Source organism: Photorhabdus kayaii, from assembly GCF_025384895.1.
Classification (GTDB): domain Bacteria; phylum Pseudomonadota; class Gammaproteobacteria; order Enterobacterales; family Enterobacteriaceae; genus Photorhabdus; species Photorhabdus kayaii.
This window is the reverse complement of sequence record NZ_JAJAFZ010000194.1, coordinates 1-1,008: the sequence shown is the minus strand read 5'-3', so window position 1 is coordinate 1,008 and position 1,008 is coordinate 1. Positions and strand designations below refer to the sequence as shown.

At 57.4% G+C, this 1,008-nt stretch carries 1 pseudogene; it reads right to left on the bottom strand.

The annotated features are described in order from the left end of the window. Positions 1-1,008: pseudogene (locus LGZ98_RS23845) on the bottom strand (hemagglutinin repeat-containing protein); the annotation flags it as partial.

Sequence of the window (1,008 nt, the reverse complement as noted above, 5' to 3'; positions counted from 1 at the left end):
GCATCGTGATGCTGAGACTTTTCCGTTTCGACGACCTGAGTCACCAACCCGGCGTTGGTGTTGTTAATCCGGTCGGCATTAATCTTCAAGTGGCGCCCGGCTTCAATCGTCGCCGCGTGGTTATTGAGCTCACGCGCCTGACCGGTGGCCGTCAGGGCGTTATCCAACTGGCCGCCGATGCGCATGTCGCCCACGCTGTAAATCTGCGCATGATGCTGGTTGTTGAGCGTTCCGGTGCCGATGTCCAGCCGGTCACGTGCCGCAATGACCGCAGCTTTGCCGTCCTGGGCGGTGTTATTCAATGTGCCCGTCTGGAGGGCCAGCTGGTCCCCGTAAATGCGCCCGGTGCCGGTATTGTTCAGGGTGTTGGCCGTGAGATGAGTCAAACCGCCGTCAATCAGTCCGGTGTTGCTCAGGGTATCATGAGCCTGGATTTGCGTTTGCCCGGCGCTGATTTCACCGGAGACGCTATTGGTGAGATGGTGTGCGTCAAGATGCAGCGCCCGACCGGCTTTTATCTGGCGGTCATTGCGGAGATTGCCGGTTGTTTTCAGGGTCAGATTGCCATTGGCCGCGGTGTTGCCGGTATGATGAAAATCCTCAGTTAAGGTGATCGCCATATCGCCCTGCGATAACAGTTGGCCGTCACCGCTCAGAGCATGGGCGTTAATCGTGGCGTGCTCCCCGGCAATCAGCGTGCCTTGCCGGTTGTTAATCACCAGAGACGTAGGACGGGTCTCGTCGTCTACGGTAAGCTGTTTGCCCGCGGAGATTAACCCCTCAGCATTCTCCAGCGTGTGACTCACCTGAGCTTGCAGGTGATTGGCTGCCCGTAAAGCGCCCTGAGTATTGTCCACCTGTTGAGCGTTGACCGTCAGGTTTTGCGCTTCCAGCCCGTTATCCGTCTGCTTCGTTTCCCGGTTAATCAAATGAGCGGTGTTCAGGGTCAATTGCTGACCGCCACGGATAAGGCCGCCGGTGTTATCGGTTTGAGTGTCAACATTGAGC